The sequence below is a fragment of the Aquimarina aggregata genome (assembly GCF_001632745.1).
Classification (GTDB): domain Bacteria; phylum Bacteroidota; class Bacteroidia; order Flavobacteriales; family Flavobacteriaceae; genus Aquimarina; species Aquimarina aggregata.
In genome coordinates, this window is the sequence record NZ_LQRT01000060.1 from 76234 (window position 1) to 96362 (window position 20129).

Annotated in this window: 17 protein-coding genes; 9 read left to right on the forward strand and 8 right to left on the reverse strand. The window is 32.5% G+C overall.

Annotated elements, in window-relative coordinates:
• Positions 1-112 precede the first annotated feature (112 nt).
• From AWE51_RS24980 to AWE51_RS25015, 8 genes are all read right to left on the reverse strand, one after another.
• Positions 113-2302 (reverse strand): S8 family serine peptidase, encoded by a 2190-nt coding sequence (locus AWE51_RS24980; protein WP_198403869.1) that lies wholly within the window; start codon positions 2300-2302, stop codon positions 113-115.
• Positions 2303-2361: 59 nt separating this feature from the next.
• Positions 2362-3138, reverse strand: coding sequence for a hypothetical protein (locus AWE51_RS24985; RefSeq protein ID WP_066319879.1), 777 nt, complete (start codon positions 3136-3138; stop codon positions 2362-2364).
• Between the two features lie 38 nt (positions 3139-3176).
• On the reverse strand, positions 3177-3920 hold the full coding sequence (locus tag AWE51_RS24990) for a hypothetical protein (RefSeq protein WP_066319881.1): 744 nt from the start codon (positions 3918-3920) through the stop codon (positions 3177-3179).
• Positions 3921-3956: 36 nt separating this feature from the next.
• Positions 3957-4895 (reverse strand): hypothetical protein, encoded by a 939-nt coding sequence (locus AWE51_RS24995; RefSeq protein ID WP_066319884.1) that lies wholly within the window; start codon positions 4893-4895, stop codon positions 3957-3959.
• A 36-nt stretch (positions 4896-4931) separates the two neighbouring features.
• Positions 4932-5684: a hypothetical protein gene (locus tag AWE51_RS25000; RefSeq protein WP_066319888.1), complete on the reverse strand. Its 753-nt coding sequence runs from the start codon at positions 5682-5684 to the stop codon at positions 4932-4934.
• A 35-nt stretch (positions 5685-5719) separates the two neighbouring features.
• On the reverse strand, positions 5720-7141 hold the full coding sequence (locus AWE51_RS25005; RefSeq protein ID WP_066319890.1) for a hypothetical protein: 1422 nt from the start codon (positions 7139-7141) through the stop codon (positions 5720-5722).
• 387 nt (positions 7142-7528) lie between these two features.
• Positions 7529-11131 (reverse strand): M1 family aminopeptidase, encoded by a 3603-nt coding sequence (locus tag AWE51_RS25010; RefSeq protein WP_066319893.1) that lies wholly within the window; start codon positions 11129-11131, stop codon positions 7529-7531.
• An 88-nt stretch (positions 11132-11219) separates the two neighbouring features.
• The gene (locus tag AWE51_RS25015) at positions 11220-12110 is read right to left on the reverse strand and encodes an ABC transporter ATP-binding protein (RefSeq protein ID WP_066319895.1); all 891 of its coding nucleotides are present in this window, start codon (positions 12108-12110) and stop codon (positions 11220-11222) included.
• 166 nt (positions 12111-12276) lie between these two features.
• Here AWE51_RS25015 and hemB point away from each other — a divergent pair, with 166 nt between their 5' ends.
• From hemB to AWE51_RS25060, 9 genes are all read left to right on the forward strand, one after another.
• Positions 12277-13251 carry a porphobilinogen synthase gene (hemB, locus tag AWE51_RS25020; RefSeq protein WP_066319897.1) on the forward strand — a complete coding sequence of 325 codons (975 nt, stop codon included), beginning with the start codon at positions 12277-12279 and terminating at the stop codon, positions 13249-13251.
• An 18-nt stretch (positions 13252-13269) separates the two neighbouring features.
• The gene (locus AWE51_RS25025; RefSeq protein WP_066319898.1) at positions 13270-13662 is read left to right on the forward strand and encodes a tellurite resistance TerB family protein; all 393 of its coding nucleotides are present in this window, start codon (positions 13270-13272) and stop codon (positions 13660-13662) included.
• 19 nt (positions 13663-13681) lie between these two features.
• Positions 13682-14083, forward strand: coding sequence for a c-type cytochrome (locus AWE51_RS25030; protein ID WP_066319900.1), 402 nt, complete (start codon positions 13682-13684; stop codon positions 14081-14083).
• Entirely contained in the window at positions 14083-14598 is a 516-nt protein-coding gene (locus AWE51_RS25035) for a DinB family protein (RefSeq protein ID WP_066319903.1), read from the forward strand. Before AWE51_RS25030 ends, AWE51_RS25035 begins: the two co-directional genes overlap by 1 nt.
• Positions 14599-14656: 58 nt before the next feature.
• Positions 14657-15739 (forward strand): CNNM domain-containing protein, encoded by a 1083-nt coding sequence (locus AWE51_RS25040; RefSeq protein WP_066319906.1) that lies wholly within the window; start codon positions 14657-14659, stop codon positions 15737-15739.
• Positions 15739-16221, forward strand: a complete 483-nt coding sequence (locus AWE51_RS25045) for a methylated-DNA--[protein]-cysteine S-methyltransferase (protein ID WP_099098819.1) — start codon at positions 15739-15741, stop codon at positions 16219-16221. Before AWE51_RS25040 ends, AWE51_RS25045 begins: the two co-directional genes overlap by 1 nt.
• 103 nt (positions 16222-16324) lie before the next feature.
• Positions 16325-18208, forward strand: a complete 1884-nt coding sequence (locus AWE51_RS25050; protein WP_066319908.1) for a histidine kinase — start codon at positions 16325-16327, stop codon at positions 18206-18208.
• Positions 18205-18963, forward strand: a complete 759-nt coding sequence (locus AWE51_RS25055; RefSeq protein ID WP_066319910.1) for a LytR/AlgR family response regulator transcription factor — start codon at positions 18205-18207, stop codon at positions 18961-18963. The genes AWE51_RS25050 and AWE51_RS25055 overlap by 4 nt, the downstream gene beginning before the upstream one ends.
• Positions 18964-19127: 164 nt before the next feature.
• Positions 19128-20039 (forward strand): M57 family metalloprotease, encoded by a 912-nt coding sequence (locus AWE51_RS25060; RefSeq protein ID WP_066319912.1) that lies wholly within the window; start codon positions 19128-19130, stop codon positions 20037-20039.
• Positions 20040-20129: the final 90 nt, after the last annotated feature.

The following is a 20129-nucleotide window of genomic DNA, read 5'->3' on the forward strand; positions in this document are numbered from 1 at the left end:
CGGATAAAAATAAGACTGTAAAGAGAAGTATTTGTTACACAGGTTACTAAAAAAGTAAAATCCCGATTAAAACATTGTTTTAATCGGGATTTATTAAAATTAGATAGTGGATCTAGTTTTTAAGAATATTCTTAAAAATAGTTTCGCCATTGTTTAGAGTTACTCTTAAGATATAAAGGCCCGTTGGTAATTGGTTTATATTAAGCTCATCTTTCTGGAAACGTTTAGTTTTTGATTGTTTAACTAAATTCCCCATATGATTTCTTAATTCCCAATTGGTCATTTGTTCATCGCTTGTTATTGTAAGTCTGTCTTTAGTTGGGTTAGGAAAAGCTTTAAGAACTTCTTCTTTTTGTAAAGAAACACTTTCTGTTTCTATTTCAACTTCTTCATAAGTAATCATTACCTTTGGTTTTGATAACTCTTCTCTACTACTTTGTGAGCAATTTTCTATAAAAGCTTTAAACGATGATCCAGATTTTGCGCTAAACCCAGGGTTTAATCGAACACGCGTTCCAGCAGTATATGTTGCTGTTCCTCCTGAAAAAATTGTATTCGTAGCAGTAACACTTGTTGTAGCTTTTTGGATATCGGTTTGACCAGAATTTACATTTTGGTTAACAATAACGTTATCCTGGCAATTACCAGCTTGTGCCAATAATACGGCTTGATGGGCATCAACAAGACCATAACCCAGTTGGTTATTCCATGTCCCATTAGAACGCCCACTTGTATTTGAATATGTATATAAATCAGTTCTAACCTTTTGTGCAGATTGCTCTATAATGTCATTTACTTCTTGAAATGTTAAGTCTGGATTTACACTTAAAACTAACGAAGCTACACCTGCAACGACAGGACAAGCAGATGATGTACCATTAAAGGTTTGGGTATAATCTGTACCAGTATATCCATTTGATCCTTGTCTATCGGTAGTTGGCATTTTAACACCCGGAGCTACAATGTCAAGTTCTGTTCCGAAGCAACTACCCCAAAAAGTTTCGCCATCACAAGAACTAGGGCTTTTACGTTCTCCACAAGGACTCATAGCACCAACAACTAATATGTCAGGATTACTATTTCCTGGGTAACGAATATTAGTGTTGTTTTCATTTCCTGCAGCAAATACAATTACACAACCTTTTCCTCCTCTACCATTAGCTAGAGCATTGTTAATTGCATTATCTATAATACCAGAAGGAGCATAACCTCCCCATGAATTACTAATTACATCAGCGCCATTAGTTGCCGCCCAGTTGAAACCACTCGCCAATTGTGCAGGAGTGTCAGAAAATAGAAGTCGAATACTAATAGACATTAATTTTGAACTTGGCGCAACACCAGAAATCCCTAAATTATTACCTTGTACAGCACCTACAATTCCACCACAAGCTGTCCCGTGATTACCACGCACTATAGAAGGAGAAGATCCGTTTGTACTGTCAAAACCAGTACCGTAAATATTTGCTTGTAAATCTGGATGATTCATTTCTAAACCGTGATCATAAACTGCTGTTTTGATACTTGGAGACCCAGTAGTAATTGCCCATGCTTGCTCAGCATTAATATCCATACCGACAGTCCCACCGTTTTGACCAGTATTTTTTAATGACCATTGATTATTAAAAAAAGTATCATTCGACGTTTGTAAATCATGATACATAAATGCTGGTTCAGCAATCTCGAACAAGCCTGTTTCATGAAAAATGTTTGCCAAGTTTAGTGCATTGTATTTCTGTGGAGAAACTATTGATAATGTGAACCAAAGTGGCATGTATTTATCATGTCCTAATACCTCAACATTCATTTCTTTTGCTTTTTTATATAAAATATCTACATCTTTTTGATCCTTAAGTTTTACATAAAAATTATTTGAAAGCCCTAGATCTCCTCCTTCTTTGGTTGTATAGGTTGGAGAAATGATCAAAATATTACGTTGCTTTTTATAGGATTCTATTCGATCGAGATATGCTTTACGCGACAGATTTTTGTCTGTTGAGATTTCCATATAATACGTTTTTATATTTCTTCTTTGGGTAGCACTTTTATCAATAGAATTCATAGAGGTTCGGGTATGATCCTCTACAATTTCTGATATTTGAGTTGTGCTACTTTGCAATGAAGAGAATGCGTTTATTGAACTTTCTCCCTCAAATGAAACAGAAATAGTTTTAGTATTTATATTTAAAAATACTTTTTCTCCCTTGTAGTAGTAGTAATTATCTAATTGCTGTTGGCTATAAATGCCAATAGTACAGAACAATAGTATTAGTGAAAATATTTTGGATGATATATTTTTCATTGTTTTTGTTTTTATAGTTTTTACTTGAGGTTTTTGTTTAGAAGTCATGATTCGTTTTTTTAATTTTTACGTTCAGCTTCTAAAGCGGTGATTCGCTTATTTTGTTCAATGATATACAAGGTAAGTTCTTCTATTTTTTGAAGAAGTTTAGCATTTATTTCACCGAGAAAAATTCCATTTTCTGCAACTTCTTCTGCACTAGGAATATCTTTTAAGTGTCCTTTTTCCTTGATATGTTTCTCAACTTCTTGTAATGTTGGAAGTGCATAATCAGTGTCAAAAACGAAATCGGCCCATCCTGTTTCTACTTGCACCTCTTTAGCTCTTATTTTTCCATTAACAGCTAATTTCCAAGCTCCAGGATTAAGTGTTCCAATACCTACATTACCATTTGGAATTGTAAATTTGTTTGCACCATTTTCTAAACCAACAATAAAGTTTTTGAGATTTGCGCTAAATCCCATATAAGCTTTTCGAACACCTGCCTTATCTTTCCAGTTGGTATATAACCATTTATCATCTAAGGTTTGAAATGTTGCTATGCCGTCTGATTTACTTTGAACGGTAATTGTACCCCCTTTTACAGTAAATTTATTGGCTCCGTTCTCTAAACCCAGTATAAAATTACTAAGGTTAGCATTAAGGCCCATATAAGCTTTTCGAACGCCGGCTTTATTTTTCCAACTGGTATATAACCATTTATCGTCTAAGGTCTGAAAAGTAGCTATGGCATCCTTATTACTTTTAAGAAGTAGACTGCCATCACTATTAATTTGAGCTTTCATCAAAAAATTGCATCCTATTACTAGTGCTAGAGTGAAAATTATTTTTTTCATTTTAAAAGGTTTTAAGTTGTATAGTGTATTTAACACTTCTATTTATTGGTTTTTAGAAGTTGTTCGATATCATTTAGTCTCTTAGATAGTGATTCTAACTTTTCATTTTTATTTTTTAGATTTTGGATTTCCTTTTGCTGTTGAATAGTATAGAGGGTGAGTTCTTCTATTTTCTGAAGAAGTTTGGCATTTATTTTACCAAGAGAAATTCCATTTTTTTCAACTTCTTCTGCACTAGGGATATCTTTTAAATGTCCTTTTTCTTTGATATGATTTTCAACTTCAGATAATGTTGGAAGTACATAATCAGCTTCAAAAACAAAATCTGCCCAGCCTGTTTCTACTTGTACTTCTTTGGCTCTAACTTTTCCGTTTACGGCTAGTTTCCAAGTTCCAGGATTAGAAGTCCCTATACCAACGTTTCCATTTTGGTACATTACAAATTGAGAACTGTTTAATGTACCTCCAAAGTTTATATTAAAGGCACCGGCATTTGATCTATCGATACCTTCAGAATACCAATATTGTCCTGGATCGTGAAATGTTAGCCATGAATCATCATCATCTTTTTCTACAATTAGGCTTCTACCGCTAGGGTTTACAAGTTTAGTATAGCCTTTAACATCTAATTTGGCCTTAGGAGTTGAAATACCTATGCCTACCATACCATTATTAAAATAGAAATTTGAAGCATTACTATTGTCTTCTAATTTGACTTTTTTCTGTGCATAAGCTCCAACTGAGATTGCTAATGCTAGAAATGCGAATAGCGTGTTTTTCATTATGTAAGGTTTAAAGTTGTTTGTGTACTATACCTTCTAATTGTTGATTTTCAGAAGTTTTTCTACCTTATTTAGCCGTTGAGATAACGATTTTAGTTCTTCATTTTGATTTTTAAGGTGGATAATTTCTTGTTCTTGATCTTGGATATTTTTTTGTTGGTTACTAATTTCTTTTTGTTGTTGGATTGTGTATAAAGTGAGTTCTTCTATTTTTTGAAGTAATTTAGTGTTCATTTCACCAAGGAAAATACCGTTTTTTGCAACTTCTTTTGCGCTTGGGATATCTTTTAGATGTCCATTTTTTTTGATATGATTTTCTACTTCCTTTAATGTTGGTAAATCATAGTCTTTATCAAACACGAAATCCGCCCATCCCGTTTCAACACTAATTTCTTTAGCTCTTATTTTTCCATTTACAGCTAACTTCCAAGCACCTGGATTTGTAACACCAATTCCCACTGCACCATCAAAAGAAGAATGTACTCCATTACCTCTAAGATTTGTATTTCCTCCTAAATGAAAATACCCATATTCTCCAGAGGCGTTATCGGCGAGGTGTAAAAATATTTTTTGACTATTATTGGGTTCAGAAATTAATAACCCTCTATCGGTGTTTGGATCTTCTTTTTGTTTAATTTCTAATAAGGCACCAGGATTTGGAGTTCCTATTCCTAATGCACCATCAAAAGAAGAATGTACCCCATTACCTCTAAGATTTGTATTTCCTCCCAGATGAAAATAACCATATTCTCCAGAGGCGTTATCAGCAAGATGTAAGTAAATCTTTTGACTATTATTAGGTTCTGTAATTAATAGTGCTCTATCGGTATTTGGATCTTCTTTTTGTCTAATCTCTAATAATGCAGAAGGAGTTGGAGTTGCAATACCTACATTGCCATTTGGTAGCTCTGTAATCTGAGCGTTACTTGCAAAAATAAAAGCAAGAAAGCTTATAGTGAAAATTATTTTTTTCATTATGTAAGGTTTTAAGTTGTTTGTGTGCTATACCTTCTAATTATTGGTTTTTAGAAGTTTTTCTATCTCATTTAACCTTTGAGATAACGATTTTAGTTCTTCGTTTTGATTTTGGATTTTGTTTTGTTGGTTGCCAATTTCTTTTTGTTGTTGAATTGTGTACAGAGTAAGCTCTTCTATTTTTTGAAGTAATTGTATTTGAAAATCCCCAATGTTTACTCCGTCTTGTTTCATTTTTTCTGCAGAAGCAATTTCTGGAAGATGTTTTTTGGATTTGATGTAATTTTCAATAAAATCTAATGATGGTAGTTTATACGACTCCTCAAATACGAAATCTGCGGTTGGGGTATTAGTAACTTTGATTTCTTTAGTTTCTATTTTTCCATTTAAAGAAAGGTTACCATTTTTATTAAGGTTTAAATAGGATTTACCAGAATGGTGTAATCGAAAATATCCTCTGTAATTGTCAATTCTCCAGTCATTAAACGATGCGGCTCCTGCTAGTTCAATTTCTCCACCTTCTATATTCGTAGTAGCATTAAGTTTAATTTTTCCTGAAATGGACAAATCTCCACTTTTACTCAAATTAAAGTAAGATTTACCTGAATGATGCAGTCGAAAGACCCCTCTGTAATTATCAATTCTCCAATCATTAAATGTTGAATTACTTTTTAAGAGCAGAATTTCTCCACCTTCGCCAGTATTATTTTGTGGATTAACCACAAGTACTTGGGCCTTTGCTATAATAGCTGTGCCAATCAAAAAGATGATTAAGATTACATTTTTCATTATATATGGTTTTAAGTTGCTAGTGTTTTGGATTTCTATTTGTTGGTTTTTAGAAGTTTTTCTATTTCATTAAGTCTTTGAGATAGTGAGTGTAATTGCTTGTTTTCTTTTTCTAGATTTTGATTATTAGATTCGAGAATTTTTATTCTTTTTTCTTGTTGGATAGTGTAAAGAGTTAATTCTTCTATTTTTTGTAAAAGTTTAGCATCCATTTGACCCAGAAGAATACCATTTTTTTCAACTTCTTTTGCACTCGGGATATCTTTTAAATGCCCTTTTGTGTTGATATGATCTTCTACTTCTTCAAGACTAGGAAGTTGGTATTTTTTTTCAAAAACAAAGTCTGACCATCCACTTGCTTCAACTAGGATTTCTCTTGCACCAATTGAACCTTGTACAGCAAGTCTGTGACTTCCGGTAGTTTCTGTTCCGATTCCAATTTTTCCTTTATGATCTATACTCATTGCTGTTTTCGAACCTGTAACATACGCATCTGTCGTTGAGAAATACATTTTTGTTCCATAGGCCCCATCACTTCTTACATAAATTCCTGCTTGTGCATTTTCACCATTGCCGCTATCAGAAGCTCCAAAGGTTATTGCATTTCCAAAATTGTTAGTAGTATTTTCGGGATCTAAATGTATTGATCCAGTAGCCAATCCTTGTATTGACTCATTCCAGTTATTAGACCCTCCAGAAATTTGTAGTTTAGATTTGGGCGTATTGGTGCCTATTCCAATTTTTCCTTTATGATCTATGGTCATTGCTGTTTTTGATCCTGCTATATATGCATCTGTTGTAGAGAAGTACATTTTTGTCCCGTAGGAACCATCACTTCTTACATAAATTCCTGCCTGTGCATTTTCACCGTTACCAGTATCCGATGCTCCAAAGGTTATTGCATTTCCAAAATTGTTAGTAGCATTTTCGGGATCTAAATGTATTGATCCAGTAGCTAACCCTTGTATTGATTCACTCCAATTACTAGACCCTCCAGAAACTTGTAGTTTAGATTTAGGACTGTTGGTGCCAATCCCAATTTTTCCTTTATGATCTATGGTCATTGCTGTTTTTGATCCTGCTATATATGCATCTGTTGTAGAGAAATACATTTTTGTTCCATAGGTTCCATCACTTCTTACATAAATTCCTGCTTGTGCATTTTCACCATTGCCGCTATCAGAAGCTCCAAATGTTATTGCATTTCCAAAATTGTTAGTGGCATTTTCAGGATCTAAATGAATTGATCCAGTAGCTAGTCCTTGTATCGATTCATTCCAATTATTTGATCCTCCAGAAACTTGTAACATAGATTTGGGGTTACTACTCCCGAGCCCTACTTTTCCACTTAAGAAATAGAAATTAGTGGCATTACTATTATCTTCTAATTTTACCTTTTTTTGAGCTAAGACGCCTACTGAGACAAGTAGAGTTAGAAACAAAATTGACTTTTTCATTATGTATGGTTTTAAGTTGATTGCGTTGGTTGTAATGATTTATATCAAAGGAGTACTAATAGATGTTTTGCTCATCTTTGTACATAAGGTCCGTTTGATATAAAAATACCCCATAGCTGTATCCAATTGGATACAGCTATGGGGTATTTTTAATAAAAGTAGCGATAAAGTTTTAAGGAAATAAAATTTCAAGATGTTTTTTTTGTTAAGTCTTTTAGTTAGAAGAAATTAAATGATTATGTACAAGTATGAATATATTTTTTAGGTGATTTCCATAAAATTATTGCGTTTAAAAATTAATTTTAAAAACCTTAGATTCGACCCAAAAAAGAACCCCGATCAAAACAGCGCATTTTGATCGGGGTTGCATGTATAAAATAAGAATAATTATTCTTGCTCTACACTTTTAAGGTTATCATTAGAATTTCTATCAATAAGTTTATTATACGGATCTATACCAGCTTTTAGTGGTTGTTTGTCTGTAGTTATCGTAAACGTATTTTCGCCTGGTTTTAACCATTTTCTAGCTAAGTAATAAGGGTTTTTAAGAGGCACTTCTTGATCATCTATTAGATCTTCTCCAAACAAACCAATTTCTATATAATTAGTTTTGTCATCGGTACGGTCTTCTTTACCCGTATCAGTATAATAGATTTTTTTACTATCCACTGTAAATGTAGTTTCAAATTTACCGGTAGGGAGTTTCTTAGATTTGGCTGATACAGCTCGATTTTCATATAATACAATCTTCTTGAATCCATCTTCTACAGCGTACTGTAAAGAATCTGGTGCAACATTGTAAATGGCATCATATAAATTTTGAGAAGTGGGATACACTCCTTTTTCAAAGTTCTTGTATTCGAGAGCAAAGTCTCTTAATGCGGTATTAATTTTATCTTCACCAATGATATCTTGTAACTCATACATGATCATTGATCCTTTACGGTACCAAATGTGTTGTCCGAACTCTACATTTAGTAATGAACGTTCGGGTTTAAAACTAAAGGATCTCTGCTGTAAATATTGATCTAGAGAATATTTTAGAAAATTTTTGATTCCGTTTTCACCATATTCATGTTTCATGGTCATGAGTGAAGTGTATTCTGCTAAAGTTTCAGAAATAATATTGGCTCCGGAAGTTTTACTTGGAGTAACCAAATGACCCCACCATTGATGGGCCACTTCATGTGCAGTGACTCTAAATGCATAATTAAAATCTTCGGCTTTGTCAAAATTAGCAGAGAAACCAAAATCTTCAGAATAAGGTATTGTCGTTACAAAAGATTGCGCAAAAGTTGCATGTGCAGGAAATTCTACTATCCTAATTACAGAATTTGGATACTCATAAAACTTTTTAGAACAATAGTCTAAAGCTACTTTAGTGCCATCAATAAAATGGCTAAGGTTACGCTTATGTTTAGGAGAATGATAGATTTCGATAGCTACTTTTTTACCACTAGGAGCAATCCAACTTGACTTTTCGACATCGTATTTTGCCGAGACAACATTAAAAAACAGATCAGTTTGTGATTCTAATTTGTAATGAAAATATGCTCTGTTATCCTGTTTCCATTCTTTGATAAGTTTACCTGGAGCCAATGCGATTTGATCTTCTGATGTACTTACGATTGCTTCAAAATTGATATAGTTAGCATCTTCATTAAACAAATTTTTCTTGACAGCGGTCGAATCTGTTCTAGAGGGTAATAAATAGTCTAACTTTTTAAGACCATGTTTTCTACGTACCCCATTATCGATTATATCTCGATCATAATGAAATCTTGGAAAAATATCGTTTCTAATAAAGGAACCGTTATATAGTATTTCTGTTTCCATATTATTAGCAAAACCTTTAGTCTCGGCAGCAACATCAATTGTTAATTTGGCAGTTGCATTGGGTAACATAGGTTCTGGTAATTTATAGAAATATATTCTATAAGCAGAATCTGAAACCACAGGGGTTAACTCTTTACCATTGTAAATTATTTTCTTTAATTGTATATGTTCACCTGGATATTGAACATTTAAGAGTAAGGTATCAATTACTGTATTGTAATTATTGATGAGTTTAAACTCTCCTTTGGCATTAATGCTTCTTTTTTTAGGAAAAAGGTCGATATACGTTTTTAGGTCAGTTACCTGCGGGTGCGGTTGGCCTATGTATTTTTCATATTTCTTTTCGGCTTCGGCACCTATTTTTTCAGAGGTATTACCGTTAGTAATAGAGTTTAATACATTTAGATTATAATAACTGTATCCTGCAACAGAAACAAAGGCTAAAATTACCGTTGTTAATAGCACTATAGTTTGAGTACTAAATCTTTGCTTAGCAATCGTTAATCGTTCTTTGGCGGTAGCAAAAAAACCACGAGTCCAGAATACTTTTCCAATAACTACTAAAATTGCCGTTAGTAAAATCCAGTACAATTGTAACCAAATGACTCCTGGAAGATAATGCCCAAAACCGTTAAGATCACTCATGAACATTTGTGGAATACCGCCATAAATCAACATTGGATTGGTAGTTTTGAATGCAAGAGTTACTAATAAAGGTAAACCTATATATACAACAATAACGATGAAGTGTCCTAAGAACTTATTGTTAACTAATACGTGCACAAAGAATGCCAGTAAAACAGTCGAAATAAGCCCGGGTAATACTATAGCAAAATTATAGGTAAAATAGAATCCAAGTTCATAGTCAAAATGCCCATTAAACGTTTGGAAAAGCACACCAGCTATTATATTTGCTAGTGTAAGAATAACAGAGACCCCTAATAGGGATACAATTTTCGAAGTGTATAAACTGGTATTGCTAATCGGCAATGCATCGTAAAAAACAAAAGTCTTATTAGTACGGGTACGATGCACAGCTTCACCAGAATAAATAATCAATATAATTACAGATAAAAATGTAATTCCGCCAGAAATAAATACTGCAACGTACCTAGTTAAAGGTAAATTGGGAGTACCCAAAGTTTCATTGGCAAGAAAAACCGTAACAATAGAAATGATAACTCCAATAATTAAAAGAATGCTAAAAACAGGGTCTTTAATGATTGATAAAAATTCAATTTTGCTTAATGAAATCAAATTTTCTCGTTCACTCTTTTTAGAAAAAACCTGTGTTATCGATGTAATTAATGATGGCGTATAGGCATCAGTATTGGTTTTCTTTTCTTTTTTACTAGAAAGTAAAAACTTTTTATAGTCAAATTTAAAAAGTGTTATGACAAAAAACAGTAAACCGACAGTAAACCAAAGAATTCTATTTATTAAGAAGCTTCCGTAAATAGGTAATTGATTCGTATTTAATTCGTTTATAGACCAGTATTTTGTAACATAATCAAATACTTGACCCCCAAAAGGATCCAAATAGATACTTAAGGATTGATTGTCTAGATCTGCCAAAAGATTGCCAGAAATAGTATTTAGTAAGAACAAACAGATTCCGCCAAGATATATAATTGGCATTTTCTTAAAAAAGGCCATAACACAGAAAAACAAAGAGCCTATTAAGAAAGAGTTGATTTGTAAAAAAAATAATAACGTTAATAAATAAGGTGTAAAACTAAATGGTCCATATTCACCATAATCTGGCCTATCTAAATACATGCCAAAAGCGTACCCAATGATAACACCGAGTACTGCACCAATATTAATTAATGTCACAATAGTAAAACTACCTAAAAATCTGCCTAGAACATACGATTTTTGTTTAATAGGAAAGGTAAAATAAGTTTGCGCTGTTTTATGATCTTGATCTCTAAATATTGGCACCCCCATTATGGCAGCATAAAAGAAAATCGAGAGTACAGAAACGCGAGAAATAACACCAGCAATGTTTTCTGGGCTATTAATAAACTCTGCAGTAGAAGATCTTTGTAGACCCGCTACTAAGGCTGCAATAGCTAAACCCAAGAAAAAGTAAATCCAAGTCGCCGGTCTTTTTAAGCGATATTGTAGTTCAAATATGAATATTTCTTTCATCTGTTCTTTTTTATTATTTTTCTAATTGCCAGATGCAATTGTCCAAAGATGATTTCAGTTAACATTAATACATTTCTTAGCTTACATTTTATGTAGTTGCTGTTTGCGGTTCTTCTTTTTTATTAATGCTGTAGAAGTAGAAATCTTCTAAGTTGTTATTGAATGTTTCAAATCCGTTTCCAGGATTAGTATCATTATAAATATTTACATAGAACTGACCTCCTCGTAGATAACTTGATAGGACTGTATATTCAGTTTCAATTTCTGCTAGTTCAGATTTTTCAATTTGTTTTTTAAAGACTTTTCCGTCTAAGGTGTCTGATAACTCTTGCGGATTTCCTTGCACTAAAATTTTCCCTTCATTAAAAACAGCCATGTTTTTACAAAGATTAGTAACATCATCTACAATGTGCGTACTTAGTATTACTACTGCATTTTCTCCTAATTCGCTTAATAAATTGTGAAAACGGTTTCGTTCCAGAGGGTCAAGTCCAGCAGTAGGCTCATCAACAATAATTAATTTTGGATTACCTAATAATGCTTGTGCAATTCCAAAACGTTGTCGCATACCTCCAGAGTAATCTCCAAGATTTCTATTTCTAAATTTATATAAATTCACTTTTTGTAACAAATCGGCAACATAACCCTTGCGTTCTGTGGCATTTGTAATACCTTTTACCTTGGCGATGTGGTTTAACATCATCTCTGCAGATACTTTTGGATATACACCAAAATCCTGTGGTAGATACCCCAAGACTTTTCGTAATTCTTCTGGTTGATTAAATACATCGATGCCATCAAACTCAATGGTACCTGTATCTGCAAGTTGTAATGTAGCAATAGTTCGCATTAATGAAGATTTTCCTGCACCATTTGGTCCTAATAAACCAAACATTCCTTTTTCTAAAGTTAGATTGACATTATTTAATGCCTGCGTTCCATTAGGATACGTTTTGTTAAGGTTTTTTATGTTGAGCATATGTGTATAGCGGTATTTATTTTTTAAATATTAGTATGTCTTGTTAAGATTTTGTTACAAGATCATCTCTGTTTTTTATATAAAATTACCTTTAAACGATATTTGTAAATCATGGGGATACAATATATATGAGTATCTTTACAGCTATTAAATTTTACATTTTATAATGCAACAACTTCGTAGAAACAGAAGACTAAGAACCAATGATGCAATACGATCTTTGGTTAGAGAACATGTCATTACTCCTAACGATTTTTTAGTTCCCCTTTTTGTAGTAGAAGGAAAAGGCATAAAAGAAGAAATAGCTTCTATGCCAGGATATTATAGGTATAGTCTTGATTTATTAGTGTCTGAGGTTAAAGATCTTTGGTCTTTAGGATTAAAATCAGTGCTGCTATTTGTAAAAGTGCCAGACGATTTAAAAGATAATAAAGGTACAGAAGCTTTAAATCCAGATGGATTAATGCAACGTGCAATTAAAACAGTAAAAAATACTGCTCCCGAGATGTTGGTGATGACCGATGTTGCTCTTGATCCATATTCTTCTTATGGTCATGATGGTATTGTAGAAGAGGGGTATGTAGTAAACGATGATACATGCAAAGTATTAGCAGCAATGTCATTATCTCATGCTCAGGCAGGGGCAGATTTTGTTGCACCAAGTGATATGATGGACGGGCGAATTCTTGCTATTAGAGAATTATTAGAAAAAGAAAATTCTAAGAATACAGGCATTATGAGTTATAGTGCTAAATACGCTTCTGCATTTTATGGTCCTTTTAGAGATGCACTTGATTCGGCACCCGGATTTGGAGATAAAAAAACATATCAGATGGATTTCTCAAATCGTGACGAAGCTATTAAAGAAACGATAATGGATATTGATGAAGGTGCAGATATCGTCATGGTAAAACCAGGATTATGTTACCTTGATCTTGTTAGAGACGTTAGAGATGCTGTAGATGTGCCTGTAGCGGTATATCAAGTTAGTGGAGAATATGCGATGCTAAAGGCGGCAGCGCAAAAAGGATGGTTAGACCATGATGCCGTAATGTTAGAACAGATTATGGCGTTTAAGAGAGCAGGAGCACATATTATTGCCAGCTATTTTGCCAAAGATGTAGTAAAGCTATTAAGTTAAATTTTATAAGAGAGGTGTATGGTAAGTAAAGATCGGTTATATCAAACTTTCGGAGAGCTGCTATATGTTATAGCAATGAGTGACGGTGTTATCCAGAAAGAAGAAGTTGAAACCCTTGAGGATATTTTGAAGAGTCACCCTATGGGAGCTGAAATAAAGTGGTCTTTTGATTATGAAAATGAAAACCAAAATGATATTGAAGGTTTATATAAAAAAGTAATAGAAGTTTTTTCTGATAATGGTCCTGATGAAGAGTATGACTTTATGATTTATGCACTTACCAAAATTGCTGAAGCTAGTAAAGGTATTGCACCAGATGAAGAAAAGATTATCACCAACTTTTCAAAGGATTTATTAAAAAGGTTTAGAGAAGACATCGAGAAAATTAAAAACAAATTTAATAGTAAATAATATTCGATTAACGTTTTATATGCAAAAGATTAGTGTAGTATTGGCCGTTTTAATTTTGTTATCTATTGGCTGCCAATCTGAAAAAAAAGAAAAAGAAACAATACAAATAGGAACAAAAAAAGGTGAATCGACCCCTTTTGAAATAGGAAAAAAGATTTTTGACGGTAAAGGTAAATGCTATACTTGTCATAAAATTGACAAAAAATCTATTGGTCCCGGAGTAACCGAAATTGTAAAGATTTACAAAGAAAAAGATGCAGATCTAATAGCTTTTCTAAAACAAAAAGCAGATCCTATTGTAGATCCTGAAACCTATGTAGTTATGAAAACAAACTTTGCAATTATCAAAAACTTTTCTGAAGAAGAATTAAAAGCTTTAGAAATATATATGAATGAGGTAAGTACTAGTAAAACCAAATAATGAATAGATTTTTAAGTATCATTTTTTTGATCACAACACCATTGATGGCGCAACAATTTACTCCAAAAGATGCATTTCTTGAAAAGTGGAAAAACTCTAAAGAATATCTTTTACAAATCGCAGAGAAAATGCCAGAAGAGCATTTTGATTATAAACCTACGGATAGAGAAATGGACTTTAAGAGTCAATTATTACATATACGAGGAAACATGCTCTGGTTAGGAACTACATATTTTTCTTCTGTTAAATTTGATAGAGAGAAATTAAAAGAAAATATTCCTGAAACTAAGTTAGAAGTTATTACAGAACTTACTAAGGCATTTGATAGTGTATATACCCAAGTACAAAACTCTAAATCAGAAGATTTACAAACTGAGATAGATTTTTTTGCTGGTAGGAAATCAAAATTGCAAATCCTTAATCTGTTGCAAGATCATGTTACGCATCACCGAGGACAACTTATCGTATATTTAAACCTTAACCAAGTAGAACCTCCTCAATATGTGGGTTGGTAATTAAATGTTTGAAAAATACATTGCAAAATCCGTACTTTAGTACAATATTTAAAACAAGATGACCTTATTAATTATTTACGCAGTACTTTCTATTTTCTTTTCGTTTTTATGTTCAATATTAGAAGCAGTGTTACTTAGTGTAACTCCGACTTTTATTAATGTTAAAAAGAAAGAAGGTAAACCATATGCGACTACTTTAGAAAACCTAAAGAAAGATGTTGATAAACCACTAATCGCTATTCTTACACTTAATACAATAGCACATACTGTGGGTGCTATTTTAGTAGGAGTACAAGCAGAACAACTACCCTATAAATTTGAAGTATTAGGGATAAATATGGTAGGTATTGTTTCTGCGATTATGACCATGTTAATTCTAGTGGTTTCAGAAATCATTCCTAAAACGATAGGTGCAACATTTTGGAAACAATTAGGAAACTTTACATCAAAAGCATTAATCGTGCTTATAGCACCTTTAAAATACACCGGAATTTTGTGGTTGCTTCAACTTACAACAAAACTAATAGGTGGTAAAGGGCATCATGGATCCGTACTAAGTAGAGAAGATTTTACAGCAATGGCCGATATCGCAGAAGAAGAAGGTGTTTTTGCAAAGTCAGAATCAAAAGTGATTAGAAATCTACTCAATTTTGAAGCTATTTTAGTAAAACATATCATGACACCAAGAACGGTATTAAAAATAGCTTCTGAAGGTCAAAATGTTCAAGAATTTTTTGAGGCTAATAAAGAGTTGCGATTTTCTAGAATCCCAGTATATAAGGATAAACTTGATGATATAACAGGTTATGTGCTTAAAGATGAGGTGTACAAGGAAATGGCTGAAGATAACCACAATAAAAAACTTGGAGAACTAAAAAGACAATTGTTTATTGTTGATAGAAATATGGCAGTACCTAGCTTATTTGAAAAGCTGGTCGAACAACGAGAGCATGTAGCTCTTGTAGTAGATGAATATGGTTCGGTGAGCGGTTTAGTAAGTATGGAAGATGTAATCGAAACCCTTTTAGGTTTAGAGATTATGGATGAGAGTGATACAGATAAAAATATGCAGGAATTGGCACGTAAAAACTGGGAAAAAAGAGCCAAACGCCTTGGGATTTTAGATGACACTGAAGAATAATGGAAATAGAAACATGTATAGAAACTCCATTAGGAACCGCCATTATATCTGGTGATGAAAATGGTATTACAAGTGTTTCAGTAACAAAAGAACCTAAAACAAAACCATCACAAGATAATATCCCGGTTTATTTAAAAGAAGCAGTACTTCAATTAAAAGAATACTTCAATGGCGAACGAGATGTCTTTGATCTCAAATTAAACCCATCAGGAACCGAATTTCAAAAAAAAGTATGGGATGAACTATTAAAAATTCCATTTGGTAAAACAGTATCTTATCTTGATATCGCCAAAAGATTAGGAGATCCAAAATGTATTCGCGCAGCAGCTACAGCTAATGGTAAAAATCCATTGTGGATCGTGATACCTTGTCATCGTGTTATTGGTAGCGATGGTTCACTTACAGGATATGCAGGGGGACTATGGCGAAAAAAATGGTTACTTGATCACGAAAATCCAGTCAAACAACAATCCTTATTTTAAAGATGCGTTATATCTCTAATGATTAGTAGTAGATATGAAAAACTCATTGTGTTTGATTGTAACGTGTGTCTTAATTCTTATAAAGAGTTATAGTCAAAAAATAGTGGATTTAGACTCAAAAGAGATCTCGTTAGAAATCAATTCTGTAGATCAATTGATCAATATAGCAGATAGTCTTAATAATTCTAAAAGTTTTGGTAAGGCAGAGGTGTATTACAGAAGAGCTTTTGATTTAGCAAAAAAAAGAAAACGCAAAGACGAAATGATTACCGCTGGATTTCGTTTAGAGCGTTATACTCGTACTTCGTTAAAACAATATAATAAAGCTCAGGAAATTTTAGATTTTTTGTTAATATATGGTATTAAACACAATGATGAAAACTGTGTGGTACGAAGTATCATTAGATACGGAAAATTAGATCAAAAAAAATTACAATTTATTAGTGCATTGAAGTATTATAATTTAGCGATGTACAGAGCTAAAAAAATAAACAACAATAAACTATACTGGGATGCGCTCACAGCCAGAGGTTTGCTATTAATAAATATTGGAGACCTGGCGCAGTGCAGAAAAGATTTTAAAGACGCATTGCAGTATATCGATAAAGAAGAATCCTCGATATACGATCAAAGTATTGGATATAGCAATATAGGGTCGTCTTTTGGGAATTCGCAACCAGATTCGGTAATTTACTATTCTAGATTAGCAACACAATTTTGTAAAGATGATAGAACTTCTAGATCGTGTAAAATAGCATATAATAATATGGCGTGGGGATATTATTTAAAGGGTAAACCTAAAATAGCTCTCGATATGATAGAGACTAATATTGATTTGAGTTCTATTGTACAAAATGAGAATGATAATTTACGTCCCGCACTAATGCATACTCTAGGGTCTATTTATTTTGACCTTGAAGAATATACGAAAGCAATAAACTATTTTGAAATCGCACACAAAGATTACATTGGCAAAGGGGATATTATAAATATTGTATTGACCAAGGAAGATTTATCTAAAGCCTACGAAAAGATTGGAAAATTAAAGTCAAGTATCGAGATTTTGAGAGAAATTAGACCATTGACCAATGCCTTGGATAGTCTTAAAATCATAAAAGAAATTGCAAAAATAGAAAGTAAGAGTATTGTAAATGTCAAAGAGGCAGAAATATCTAACTTAGAACAACAAAATGTTGAAATTGTAAAAAGAATAGATAAAACCAGAGTTTTTAGTTATGTTTTAGGAAGTTTTTTGATGTTAACTTTATCTGTTTTTTTATACCGAGGACATAAAAGTGAAGTTCGATTTCATCAACTTAATAAAGAGTTAAGTCTAAATAGACTTAAATCTTTAAGATCAATGATGAATCCTCATTTTTTGTTTAATTCATTTAGTACGTTACAGAACTATATCCTGAAAAAAGATAGTCTTAAAGCCAATGATTACATGACAGAATTTTCGAACTTGATTCGAAATATTCTTTCAAGTTCTGATAGCATATATATTAGTTTTCAAAAGGAACTAGATATTTTAAAATCATATATCAAAATAGAGCAGGAACGATTCAATGAAAGTTTCGAAGTTTCTTATTATATTGATGATAAATTGATCAAGGATAACCCAACAATACCATCTATGGTTGTACAGCCATATATAGAAAACGCAATAATTCATGGATTTTCACATGCCGAAGAAAAAGGAATTTTAAAGGTATCTTTTATCAAAGAAAATGACATAATTATCTGTAAAATTCTTGATAATGGCATAGGTAGAGCTAAGGCCCAAGAGATAAAAAAACAAGGAAATAATACCATTCATCTATCTATAGCAACAAGAAATACAGATGAGCGATTACGACTCTTAGATAAAATTGGGTATCAACCTGCCAGTGTAACCATAAATGATTTGTTTTATGAGCATGGAGAATCGAAAGGAACAGAAGTAGTGATAGTATTACCAATATTGAATAGTAAAGTAGAAGAATGATAGAAACGCTAAAATGCATAATTATAGATGATGAACAGAAAGACAGAGAAAATATCCGAATGCTTCTGGAATCATACTGTCCCCAAGTTGAGATTATTGGAGAAGCTAGAGATAGGCAATCAATTTTGACGATATTATCACAATTAAAACCGGATTTAGTATTTGTAGACATTCAATTGGGAGCGATTTCAATTTTTGACATTTTAAATGAATTAGATAGTATTACTTTTAAAATAGTTTTTGTAACGGCTTTTGATAAGTATGCAATTCAAGGATACCAATATGATGCTATCGACTATTTGTTAAAACCTGTTGAGGCAAAACGACTAGTTAAGGTTATAGATAAAACATTTAGACTTAGAGATCGTTTGCGTTCTGAAGAAAATAAGATAGACGAGTTTAAAGATTTATATGCTAAGGTCATGGAGCCAGCAAAAATCTCTATCACAGATGCAAAAGGAGTTCATATGATTAAAACCATCGATGTGCTGTATTGTGTTAGTGACGGAAACTACACTACCTTTATTATGATTGATGAGACAGAAATAGTCATTTCTAAGAACTTAAAACATTTTGAAACCAAACTTAAAGATTATAGCTTTTTAAGAATTCATAAATCGTATTTAGTAAATTTAAATCACATAGATTTTTTGGCAAAAGAACAAGGAGGATCTGTGGTTATGAAAAACGGAAAATCCTTACCAGTATCGAGAAATTGTAAAAAAGAACTTTATAAAAAAATGAATATATTATAAGTTTGGTAAGGTAAAATTATGTTAATAAAACATTTACAAACTACATTAATGTAAATAAAACTGCATTTTATACATCTAAATAAGCAGTTTAAACAATAGATGTGATTATGTTATTAAAGACAACTTAGATTTGTCTTTATATCGGTAACACAAATTACATTTATATGAAACTCAACTTTTTTAAAACAGGTATAATACTCCTGTCGACTGTTACGCTATTAACTACTTCTTGTTCTAATGAAGAGTTTGGAACTCCAGAACAAGTAAACGTAACTAACCTTCCTGATAATGTATTAAATAAAGTATTGGATTTGCAAATGGATCCTTCTCTCTTTAATTATCAAGAAATACAATTATTTGATGGGTCAACAAAAAAAATAGTGATTACATCAGGAGATATGGCAATTGATGTTGATAGATTTTTAGCAATTCCAAGTAATCAAGGAGGTTTAAATGCTAAACAGTATAGATCTCAATTTTTAATTGATACAGATAAATATCCTACCGTGGATATCATTGCATTTATTGGTGAAGGTCCTTTTGGTTTAAGTCAATTAGCCCAAGATGGATTAGTAGCTGCAGTTCAAAACTGGAATGAAGTCTCTTCTAAATTAGAGCTAACACTTACTTTTACCACAGAACCAACATTCGATTCAGATGTTTTTGAAATTAGAGTAAACACTGCTTCTGACATAAACTCTGATGGATTAGCAGATTTTCCTAATGCAGAAGGAAAACCAGGTCCTTTTGTTTTAATTAATAGCAGGGTTAATGCTAATTTTCCTGATGGTTTCGAGCACCTTCTTACTCATGAAATAGGGCACGCAATTGGTTTTAGGCATACAGACTGGAATTCTAGACAAAGTTGCGTAGACCAAGGATTAGAGACAGAATCAACGGTAGAAAACGATCTTCCTGTACCATCTATAATATTTGGAACGCTTCCTAGTATACCAGGTATTCTAGAACAAGAAAACTCTATAATGAATGCTTGTTTCAACTTTAGAACAACCGATGGAGAACTTAACTTTAATGACAGATCTGGACTAAGATTTTTATACCCTAAGTATTATTAACTCAACTCTCAACTCAATTCAACTGTAAACACATAGAAAGAGCGCTCTAAGAGCGCTCTTTCTACATTATAAAAGCAAAGAAAATACAAT

What these genes read in the sequence shown, in the direction of transcription:
- AWE51_RS25030 (WP_066319900.1), top strand. Translation starts at nt 13,682, where the DNA reads ATGCAAAAGATTAGTGTAGTATTGGCCGTTTTAATTTTGTTATCTATT.
- AWE51_RS24990 (WP_066319881.1), bottom strand. Translation starts at nt 3,920, where the DNA reads ATGAAAAACACGCTATTCGCATTTCTAGCATTAGCAATCTCAGTTGGA.
- AWE51_RS25015 (WP_066319895.1), bottom strand. Translation starts at nt 12,110, where the DNA reads ATGCTCAACATAAAAAACCTTAACAAAACGTATCCTAATGGAACGCAG.
- AWE51_RS25025 (WP_066319898.1), top strand. Translation starts at nt 13,270, where the DNA reads ATGGTAAGTAAAGATCGGTTATATCAAACTTTCGGAGAGCTGCTATAT.
- AWE51_RS25060 (WP_066319912.1), top strand. Translation starts at nt 19,128, where the DNA reads ATGAAACTCAACTTTTTTAAAACAGGTATAATACTCCTGTCGACTGTT.
- AWE51_RS25055 (WP_066319910.1), top strand. Translation starts at nt 18,205, where the DNA reads ATGATAGAAACGCTAAAATGCATAATTATAGATGATGAACAGAAAGAC.
- AWE51_RS24985 (WP_066319879.1), bottom strand. Translation starts at nt 3,138, where the DNA reads ATGAAAAAAATAATTTTCACTCTAGCACTAGTAATAGGATGCAATTTT.
- AWE51_RS25005 (WP_066319890.1), bottom strand. Translation starts at nt 7,141, where the DNA reads ATGAAAAAGTCAATTTTGTTTCTAACTCTACTTGTCTCAGTAGGCGTC.
- AWE51_RS25045 (WP_099098819.1), top strand. Translation starts at nt 15,739, where the DNA reads ATGGAAATAGAAACATGTATAGAAACTCCATTAGGAACCGCCATTATA.
- AWE51_RS25010 (WP_066319893.1), bottom strand. Translation starts at nt 11,131, where the DNA reads ATGAAAGAAATATTCATATTTGAACTACAATATCGCTTAAAAAGACCG.
- AWE51_RS25000 (WP_066319888.1), bottom strand. Translation starts at nt 5,684, where the DNA reads ATGAAAAATGTAATCTTAATCATCTTTTTGATTGGCACAGCTATTATA.
- AWE51_RS25035 (WP_066319903.1), top strand. Translation starts at nt 14,083, where the DNA reads ATGAATAGATTTTTAAGTATCATTTTTTTGATCACAACACCATTGATG.
- hemB (WP_066319897.1), top strand. Translation starts at nt 12,277, where the DNA reads ATGCAACAACTTCGTAGAAACAGAAGACTAAGAACCAATGATGCAATA.
- AWE51_RS24980 (WP_198403869.1), bottom strand. Translation starts at nt 2,302, where the DNA reads ATGAAAAATATATCATCCAAAATATTTTCACTAATACTATTGTTCTGT.
- AWE51_RS25040 (WP_066319906.1), top strand. Translation starts at nt 14,657, where the DNA reads ATGACCTTATTAATTATTTACGCAGTACTTTCTATTTTCTTTTCGTTT.
- AWE51_RS24995 (WP_066319884.1), bottom strand. Translation starts at nt 4,895, where the DNA reads ATGAAAAAAATAATTTTCACTATAAGCTTTCTTGCTTTTATTTTTGCA.